9 protein-coding genes and 1 rRNA gene are annotated in these 8,435 nt (G+C 71.5%); 9 read left to right on the top strand and 1 reads right to left on the bottom strand.

The features are described 5' to 3' along the window. The 9 genes from rrf to AB0K02_RS32680 all read left to right on the top strand — a co-directional run. Nucleotides 1–76, top strand: a 5S ribosomal RNA gene (gene rrf / locus AB0K02_RS32720); the annotation flags it as partial. Between the two features lie 73 nt (nt 77–149). Further along, nucleotides 150–794 carry an HAD family hydrolase gene (locus AB0K02_RS32715; protein ID WP_365996243.1) on the top strand — a complete coding sequence of 215 codons (645 nt, stop codon included), beginning with the start codon at nt 150–152 and terminating at the stop codon, nt 792–794. A gap of 43 nt (nt 795–837) precedes the next feature. After that, complete coding sequence (locus AB0K02_RS32710; protein ID WP_365996242.1) at nt 838–2,055, top strand: MFS transporter; 1,218 nt, start codon at nt 838–840, stop codon at nt 2,053–2,055. After that, nucleotides 2,006–3,181, top strand: a complete 1,176-nt coding sequence (locus AB0K02_RS32705) for an acetoin utilization protein AcuC (protein WP_365996241.1) — start codon at nt 2,006–2,008, stop codon at nt 3,179–3,181. The genes AB0K02_RS32710 and AB0K02_RS32705 overlap by 50 nt, the downstream gene beginning before the upstream one ends. 91 nt (nt 3,182–3,272) lie before the next feature. Further along, nucleotides 3,273–4,088 carry a phosphatase gene (locus AB0K02_RS32700; protein ID WP_365996240.1) on the top strand — a complete coding sequence of 272 codons (816 nt, stop codon included), beginning with the start codon at nt 3,273–3,275 and terminating at the stop codon, nt 4,086–4,088. A gap of 128 nt (nt 4,089–4,216) precedes the next feature. Further along, the gene (locus AB0K02_RS32695; RefSeq protein ID WP_014046653.1) at nt 4,217–4,429 is read left to right on the top strand and encodes a helix-turn-helix domain-containing protein; all 213 of its coding nucleotides are present in this window, start codon (nt 4,217–4,219) and stop codon (nt 4,427–4,429) included. Between the two features lie 123 nt (nt 4,430–4,552). Continuing rightward, on the top strand, nt 4,553–4,651 hold the full coding sequence (locus tag AB0K02_RS32690; protein WP_003948845.1) for an AURKAIP1/COX24 domain-containing protein: 99 nt from the start codon (nt 4,553–4,555) through the stop codon (nt 4,649–4,651). Between the two features lie 196 nt (nt 4,652–4,847). Continuing rightward, the gene (locus tag AB0K02_RS32685; protein ID WP_365996239.1) at nt 4,848–5,951 is read left to right on the top strand and encodes an NAD-dependent epimerase/dehydratase family protein; all 1,104 of its coding nucleotides are present in this window, start codon (nt 4,848–4,850) and stop codon (nt 5,949–5,951) included. 35 nt (nt 5,952–5,986) lie between these two features. Continuing rightward, nucleotides 5,987–7,102, top strand: coding sequence for a lysophospholipid acyltransferase family protein (locus AB0K02_RS32680; protein ID WP_365996238.1), 1,116 nt, complete (start codon nt 5,987–5,989; stop codon nt 7,100–7,102). Nucleotides 7,103–7,148: 46 nt separating this feature from the next. On the opposite strand, the gene AB0K02_RS32675 is transcribed toward AB0K02_RS32680, so the two are convergent. Continuing rightward, on the bottom strand, nt 7,149–8,336 hold the full coding sequence (locus AB0K02_RS32675; protein ID WP_365996237.1) for a DUF5667 domain-containing protein: 1,188 nt from the start codon (nt 8,334–8,336) through the stop codon (nt 7,149–7,151). Between the last annotated feature and the right edge of the window lie 99 nt (nt 8,337–8,435).

Below are 8,435 nucleotides of genomic sequence, written 5' to 3'. Positions count from 1 at the left end.
GAACCCGGAAGCTAAGCCTTTCAGCGCCGATGGTACTGCAGGGGGGACCCTGTGGGAGAGTAGGACGCCGCCGAACAATCATTGTGGGAAAGCCCCGGAACACGGTTCCGGGGCTTTCCTGCGTTCACGGGTCGCATAGGGTCGGCACCATGCGCTACGACCTCGTCATCTTCGACAACGACGGCGTGCTCGTCGACAGCGAGCCCCTCTCCAACACCATCCTCGCCGGGTATCTCACCGAACTCGGCCACCCCACCACGTACGAGGAATCCCTGCGCGACTACATGGGCGCCGCAGTCCATCGCGTCCACGACCTGATCAGGGAGAGGACCGGGCAGGCGCTGCCGACGGACTTCGACGAGACGCTGCACGCGCGCGTCTTCGCCGCCTTCGCGCGGGAGTTGGCCGCCGTCGACGGCGTCACGGACGTTCTGGAGAAGCTCACCGCCGACGGTGTGCCGTACTGCGTCGCCTCCTCCGGAAGTCATGAGCGGATCCGCGTCGGGCACCGCACGACGGGGCTCGACCGGTGGTTCACCGACGGCATCGTGTTCAGTGCCCAGGACGTGGGCCGGGGGAAGCCCGCGCCCGATCTCTTCCTGCACGCCGCCGCTCGCATGGGGGTGGCGCCCGAGCGGTGCGTCGTCGTCGAGGACAGCAGCCTGGGTGTGCAGGCGGCCCTGGCCGCCGGTATGGACGTGTACGGGTTCACCGCCATGACGCCCGCCGACGGACTCGCCGGGGCCAAGGGGTACTTCGGTTCGATGGCGGAGCTGCCCGCATTGCTCGTGTGACGCGTCTACCCACCGGTAGTTGCGGCCCGTACGCTGTGCCGCCATGACGGATGCGCGGTTGAGCCACGGGCGGGCCTCCCTGGCGTTCGGCTTCTTCTCGCAGGGCGTCGCGTTCGCTCTGCTCGTGACGCGTGTCCCCGCCGTGCAGGACCGGTACGGGATATCCGACGGGCTGCTGCCGCTCTTCCTCGCGGCCGTGCCGATCCTCGCCGGGCTGGGCAGCGTCCTGACCGGGCGCATGGTCCGTCGGATGCCTGCGAGCGCGCTGCTGCGGTGGTCGCAGCCGCTCGTGCTGGTCTCGCTCCTCGGCGTCGCCGCCGGCGACCGGATGTGGCACGTGGCCGTCGGCCTCGGGGTGTTCGGGCTGGCCGTCGGTGCGCTCGACGCCGCGATGAACATGCTGGGCGTCAGCCTCCAACGGGCGTACGGGCGCAGCATCATGCTCGGGTTCCACGCGGCGTACAGCCTCGGTGGGATCGTGGGCGCGTCGCTGGCGTGGGCGGGGGCGCACTTCGATCTCGCGCTGGCCGTGTCGTATCTGCCGGTGGTCGTGGTCCTGGTGCCGGCGGTGCTCGCCGCGAGCCGGTGGTACGTCGACGGCGAGCGGGGACCCGGGCCCCGCCGGGCGGAGGCGGCCGAGGGCGGGGTGGCGTTCAAGGTGCTGGCGCCGCTGTGTCTGGTGATGACCTTCGCGTACATCGGGGACTCGACCGTCTCCAACTGGAGTGCGAAGTACCTGCAGGACGTTCTCGGGAGCTCCGAGGAGCTGGCGACCGTGCCGTACAACGCGTACATGGTGACGACGCTGGTGGGACGGGCCGTCGGGGATCTCGCGGTGCGGCGCTTCGGGGCCGTCGGCGTCGTCCGGGGCGGGGCGGTGCTGGCGGCGGCCGGGTTCGCGGTGGTCGCGGGCGCGCCGGGCGCGTGGGCCGGCGTGTTCGGGTTCACACTGCTGGGTTTCGGGCTGTGTGTGATCGTGCCGCAGACGTTCGCCGCGGCCGGCCGGCTGGCGCCGGGGAACAGCGATGCGGCGGTGGCGCGGCTCAACGTGTTCAACTACGTCGGCTTCCTGATCGGCTCGCCGTTGGTCGGGGCGCTGGGGGACGTGTGGAGCTACCGGGGCGCCATGCTGGTGCCGATGGTGCTGGTGCTGGCCACGTCGGCGTATGCCCGGTCGTTCGGGGCGCAGCCCGCCCGATACGGTGGCGGGCATGAGCGGCCGCGGGTTGTTGATGTGGGACGAGGCGGTAACGAAGTATGACTTCGGGAGCAGCCATCCGATGGATCCGGTCCGGCTCGCGCTGACCATGGGTTTGGTGCGGGCGTACGGGCTGGACCGGGCCATGGACGTGGTGGCGGCCAAGCCGGCCGGTGACTCGACGCTCCGGCTCGTGCACCGCGAGGACTATGTGGCCGCGGTGCGGGCGGCGTCCGAGGACCCGGCGCACGCGGACCAGTCGTACGGGCTCGGCACGGTCGACGATCCCGCCTTCGCGGGGATGCACGAGGCGTCGGCGCTGATCGCCGGCCAGTCGGTGGGCGCCGCCGAGGCGGTGTGGCGGGGGAATGCCGCGCACGCCGTGAACTTCGCCGGCGGCCTGCACCACGCGATGCCGGGAGCCGCGTCCGGGTTCTGCATCTACAACGACGCGTCGCTGGCCATCGCCAGGCTGCTGGAGCTCGGTGCGGAGCGGGTCGCGTACGTGGACGTGGACGTGCACCACGGCGACGGCGTCCAGGCGGCGTTCTGGGACGACCCGCGCGTGCTGACGATCTCCCTGCACGAGCATCCGCGCACGCTGTTCCCGCAGACCGGCTGGCCGGAGGAGACGGGCGGTACGGGAGCCGCCGAGGGCTCGGCGGTGAACGTGGCGCTGCCCGCCGGGACGGGCGACGAGGGGTGGCTGCGCGCGTTCCACGCGGTGGTGCCCGAGCTGCTGGCCGGCTTCCGGCCGCAGGTGCTGGTGTCACAGCACGGCGCCGACACGCACTTCGAGGACCCGCTCGCTCATCTGGCGGTGTCGCTCGACGCGCAGCGTGCGGTGCAGGAGGCGTGTCACGAGCTCGCGCACGCGCACGCGGACGGGAAGTGGGTGGCGCTCGGCGGCGGGGGCTACGAGGTCGTGGACGTCGTTCCCCGGTCGTGGACGCACCTCGTGGGTATCGCCGCGCACCAGGCTGTGGACCCGGAGTCGGTGATCCCCTCGACGTGGCGCGACGAGGTGTACGCGCGGACACGCCAGTTGGGGCCGGCGCGCATGACGGACGGCCGGTGGCCGGTGCGCCTGCGGTCCTGGGAGGACGGCTACGACCCGGCGGACCGGCTCGACCAGGCGATCCTGGCGACGCGTCGGGCCGTGTTCCCGCTGCGCGGGCTTCTCGCGTAGCGGGGGGACACCGCACGGGCGATTACGCCGACTGTGCGGACCACAGGCGTTTTCGGCCTGCGGCAGGGCCCGGTGCGTCAGCATCGGAAGGGTGTTGAGCACCGGAACGCTGCGGGTACAGCTGCGGGCGCATCTGCTGGCGTCGGGGCTGGCGGGGGATGTGGCGACCTCGCGTGAGGCGAGCCTGCGCAGTTATCGCGCCTTCGCCGCGCGGGACCCCCGGGTGACCCTCGGGCTCGATCCGCGGTGGCCGTGGAGCGAGCGGGACCTGATCGCGCTGATGTCCAGGAGATGCGGGGTGTCGGCCGATCCGGCGTGTGTGTCCGGTGGCGACGTCATCGACCCGGAGCTGACGCTGTGTGCACTGGACGCGTTCGCCGGGCGGTTGGGGCATGCGGTGCGGCGCCGGGCTCCCGTGCTGTTCGGCACAGGTCACCCGCAGCGATTGCTGGGGTTCTACGCAGACCTGGCAGACGCGGTGTCGGCGGCGGGATGTCCCGTTCTCACCCCTGCGCAGGGGAGATGTATCGACATAACGACCCGGTTCGGCGTACGCACGCACCGGCTCGTGTACGTACGGGGGGTGGCCTCGCTGCACGAGAAGGGAGCGGGCGGGGCGGGTGCGCACAGCCATTCCCCTCTGCCGGTCAGGGTCGCGCTCCAGGCCGCCGCGGACGCGGGCGGGCCCCTGCCCGGGCTCGTCGTCGGAGACCATGGCTGGGTCTGCGGGGCAGGTCAGCTGGGGATCGAGGCCATCGGCCTCGCGGACACGGACGATCCCGCGCTGTTCGTCGGCGAGGCGGAGGGGCGGGTGTCGGTCGCCGTTCCGCTTGATGACGCCGTTCGGCCGGAGTACTACCGGCCTCTGACGCGCTATGTACTCAATCGAGCGTGTCTGTCACAGTAGGCGGCCGATTGCAGCTCCTCTTCCCCACTCGCACCACCCGCCCCTAGTCTGGGCAGTGAGCGCACAGCGACGAAGAGTCACCGGAGGGGAAGCCGGTACGCGTCGGGTGCGGAAGGTACAGGTGGGTCATGGCTGCTGGCAGCGAGAGGCCTCTCAACGAGGTCAAGTTCCTTACCGTGGCGGAAGTTGCCTCGGTGATGCGGGTGTCGAAGATGACCGTGTACCGCTTGGTGCACAGCGGTCATCTGCCGGCGATCCGGGTGGGGAGGTCCTTCCGGGTACCGGAGCAAGCGGTGCACGAGTATCTCCGCGAATCCTTCGTGGGGGTGGAATCCGCGTAACGGGGAACGGGACGGTCGCCCTCGGATTACGGGCTCGGCGCTCTGGCGGGTAGGCTAGGCCGACGTAGGTCGTGTGGGCCCAGACGCCCCGCACCGAGTGAAGAGAAGTGAGCGAGGGTAGTCGTGGGCTCTGTTATCAAGAAGCGGCGCAAGCGGATGGCGAAGAAGAAGCACCGCAAGCTGCTCAAGCGCACCCGCGTTCAGCGTCGCAACAAGAAGTAAGCGACAGCTGGACGTGTGTTCTCGGCCCTTCCACCAGCCCGGTGGAAGGGCCGAGGTGCGTTGTGGGGCCGGTGTGGACGAGAAGTGGGGGCGGGAGAAGGAAGCTCGTGGCAAAAGTGCGCCGTGCGGTCATCACAGCGCAACACCGACGCGCTACGGTGACGCCAGGACCTGGACCTAGGGGAAGGCGCTGATCTTGGGCAAGGTCGTGCTCGTCACCGGTGTGGCCCGGCAGCTCGGCGGCCGTCTCGTGCGGCGCATCCAGCGCGATCCCGAGGTGGACCGCGTGATCGGCGTCGACGCGGTGGGACCCGGACATCATCTGGGCGGGGCCGAATTCGTCCGCGCCGACATCCGTCAGCCGGCCATCGCGCGCGTCCTGGCCGAGCACGCCGTCGACACGGTCGTGCACATGGACGTGACGGGTACGCCGCTGGGCGCCGGCGGCCGCACGGCCGTCAAGGAGACCAACGTCATCGGCACCATGCAGCTGCTGGGCGCCTGCCAGAAGTCGCCCACGGTCAAGCGCCTGGTGGTCAAGTCCAGTACGAGCGTGTACGGCTCGGCTCCGCGCGACCCCGCCGTCTTCACGGAGACCACCCCGCCCAAGTCGCTGCCGAGCGGCGGCTTCGCGAAGGACGCCGTGGAGGTCGAGGGGTACGTGCGCGGGTTCGCGCGGCGACGCCCCGACGTGGCGGTGTGCGTCCTGCGGTTCGCGAACATCCTCGGGCCCTGCGCCGACTCGCCGCTGGCCGAGTTCTTCTCCCTGCCCGTCATGCCGACCGTCTTCGGCTACGACCCGCGTCTGCAGTTCGTCCACGAGGACGACGTCATCGACGTGCTGCGGATCGCGCTGCACGAACCGCGCCGCGGGACGCTGAACAGCGGCACGTTCAACATCGCGGGCGACGGCGTGCTGACGCTCTCCCAGTGCTCCAGGCGGCTGGGGCGGCCGACGATGCCGGTGCTGCTGCCCGCCGTCACCTGGGTCGGCTCCGCGCTGCGCACGGTCGGCGTCACGGACTTCTCGCCGGAGCAGATCCGGCTGCTCACCCACGGCCGGGTGGTCAGCACGGTCCAGATGCGCGAGACACTGGGGTTCCGTCCGCGGTTCACGACCGCCGAGACGTTCGCGGACTTCGCGCGCAGCCGGGCTCCGGGGCTGCTGCCGCCCGAGTCCGTGGCCAGGGCCGTGGACCGCATCGCGGCGGCGCTGCCCGTCGGCCGGGGTGCGGGGCCCACCGTGGAGACGACGACCGGTGAGACGACGCGCGGCGAGACGACGCACAGCGCCGGATGAGCCCCGAGGGGCCCGGATAAGGAGCGCAGCCAACGATGGCGGACGCCAAGGTCATTCCGTTCGACGACGACCGTTCGCGCGGTGGTGCGCAGCGACCGGCGCGGCGGCGCCCCGGCGGGCCCGCGCGCCGCAAGGCCGACCCGGCCGCGGCGGGCGACACCGTGGTGCGCGAGGCGCCGGAGCCGGCGGTGCGTGAGGCGGCGGTGCCGGAGGCGGCCGTACGGGACGCCGCCGTGCGCCCGCTGCCGGAGCGGGCCGTCGTCGGGGCAGCCGGCGAAACGGCCGCCGGGGAGCGGGCACCGGCGGGCGGGGGGACCTGGGACCGCCGGATCGCGGGCGGACTGGCGTTCCTGCGCCGGCGGCTGACCGGTGACTACGAGGTCGACGAGTTCGGATACGACGCCGAGCTGACCGACCACGTCCTGATGTCGCTCCTGCGGCCGCTGGCCGACAAGTACTTCCGCGTCGAGGTGAAGGGCATCGAGAACATCCCCTCGGAGGGCGGCGCCCTGGTGGTGGCCAACCACTCGGGGACGCTGCCGCTGGACGGGCTGATGCTGCAGGTCGCCGTCCACGACCACCACCCGGCCGGACGCCACCTGCGGCTGCTCGCGGCCGACCTCGTGTTCATGCTGCCGGTGGTGAACGAGCTGGCGCGCAAGGCCGGGCACACGCTCGCGTGCGCGGAGGACGCGGAGCGGCTGCTCCAGGGCGGCGAGGTCGTCGGGGTGATGCCGGAGGGATTCAAGGGCATCGGGAAGCCGTTCAGCGAGCGGTACAAGCTCCAGAGGTTCGGGCGCGGCGGCTTCGTGTCGACGGCGCTGCGGGCGGGCGTGCCGATCGTGCCGTGCTCGATCGTCGGGGCGGAGGAGATCTATCCCATGATCGGCAACGCGAAGACGCTGGCGAGGCTGCTGGGCTTCCCGTACTTCCCGATCACCCCGACCTTCCCGTGGCTGGGGCCGCTGGGGGCGGTGCCGCTGCCGACGAAGTGGACGATCCAGTTCGGCGAGCCGATCGCGACGGACGGGTATCCGGCGGAGGCGGCGGAGGACCCGATGCTGATGTTCAACCTGACCGACCAGGTGCGCGAGCAGATCCAGCACACGCTGTACAAGCTGCTGGTGCAGCGCCGCTCCGTCTTCTTCTGAGCCGTCTTCTTCTGAGCCCACACACGCGTGTCCTGTGACGTCGGTCCTATTCGTCGTCGCTGCCGAGACCGAGGCCCGGGAGGATTCCCGGCAGCAGGGGCGGCAGGGTGACGTCCGGAGCAGTCGACTCCGAGTGCTGGCCGGACGCGGACGGGTCGGCGTCCTGCGCCGGCGGGTCGAACAGGCCGCCGGTGTTCCCGCCGAGCAGCCCGTCGTCGGCAGCGGAGCTGGAGCCGGACGGGCGGGGGCTGCTGTCCTCGCCCGTGTGACCGCCGCCCGCGTCGGGCGCGGACGGTCTGCTGCCCGGCCCCGCGGTGCGCCCCTCGTCCCCGGGAACGTCCGCGCTCTGCGAGCTGCGGTCGTCGGTCTCGGGTGCGCGCGGCAGCAGCGACTCCAGCGGCCCGACCTGCCGGTCTATGGCGTCGAACGCCGAACTGACCTCTTCGCCGACGTCGGTGAGCTGGGCGGGAAGCCGATCGCGCAGTCCGTCCCATGTGTGCCGGTGGGAGCGGGAGAAGGCGTTGAGCGTGGCGATCGGGCCGAGCGAGCCGTCGCGCTGGTAGGCGGCGCTGAGCAGTCGGTGGCCCTCGCTGACGTCGTGCCGCATGCCGGTGAGCGTGCGGCGGACCTCGCCGAGCGATTCGTGGTCCAGCTGACCGGAGCGGCCCCGCTCCATCAGGCGGCGGGCCTCGCTCAGGCGCGTGGACGCCTGGTCGAGGTAGAGCTCGCCGCGGGCGGAGTCGTCGTCCGCCATGCCGCGCTTGAGGTCCTCCATGCCGCGCTTCAGCCCGTACAGCGAGTCACCGGGCAGGGCGTCGGAACTGGCAGCGGCCACCCCGCTGAAGGCGCCCGCGGCCACACCGACGGTCAGGCCGCCGGCCGCGAGCCCTTTCGACCAGCGGGAGCGCGGCCGCAACTTCCGGAGCCGGGAGGCCCGGTGGGCACCGCGGCCGTGGGTCCGCTGCTCCGGCACCGTAGGGCCCGCGGACGCACCGCCCTGCGCGGTGCCTTCTTGGAACATCGCTTCCATGGCGGCCACGAGCTGTGCCCGCTGCACCACCTTGACCTCGGGGTCCAGCTCCGGCTTCGGCAGCTCGCCGAGGCCGTGAGCCAGACTCAACAGCCTTTCGTGCTCGGTCGATTCGACCGACTCCGCCTGCTGATCGGCCGCCTGGTCTTCCAAGGCCTGGGCGAAGGCGCTCGCCCGCCGGTGCGCCGAAACGTTCGCGATCACTGGCGGCACCTCCTCTCGTCATGACGATCGACTCCCCTGGGCGTCTGGAAGGTTGCACGCCTTGAGCACATCCACACGAAAGAGTGAGTGTCTGCGGGC

It is taken from the genome of Streptomyces sp. NPDC049597, from assembly GCF_040675505.1.
In the GTDB taxonomy this organism is placed as follows: domain Bacteria; phylum Actinomycetota; class Actinomycetes; order Streptomycetales; family Streptomycetaceae; genus Streptomyces.
Note: the sequence above shows the minus strand (reverse complement) of the source record. Positions and strands in the feature narration are given on the sequence as shown.

What these genes read in the sequence shown, in the direction of transcription:
- AB0K02_RS32680 (WP_365996238.1), top strand. Translation starts at nt 5,987, where the DNA reads ATGGCGGACGCCAAGGTCATTCCGTTCGACGACGACCGTTCGCGCGGT.
- AB0K02_RS32715 (WP_365996243.1), top strand. Translation starts at nt 150, where the DNA reads ATGCGCTACGACCTCGTCATCTTCGACAACGACGGCGTGCTCGTCGAC.
- AB0K02_RS32705 (WP_365996241.1), top strand. Translation starts at nt 2,006, where the DNA reads ATGAGCGGCCGCGGGTTGTTGATGTGGGACGAGGCGGTAACGAAGTAT.
- AB0K02_RS32710 (WP_365996242.1), top strand. Translation starts at nt 838, where the DNA reads ATGACGGATGCGCGGTTGAGCCACGGGCGGGCCTCCCTGGCGTTCGGC.
- AB0K02_RS32695 (WP_014046653.1), top strand. Translation starts at nt 4,217, where the DNA reads ATGGCTGCTGGCAGCGAGAGGCCTCTCAACGAGGTCAAGTTCCTTACC.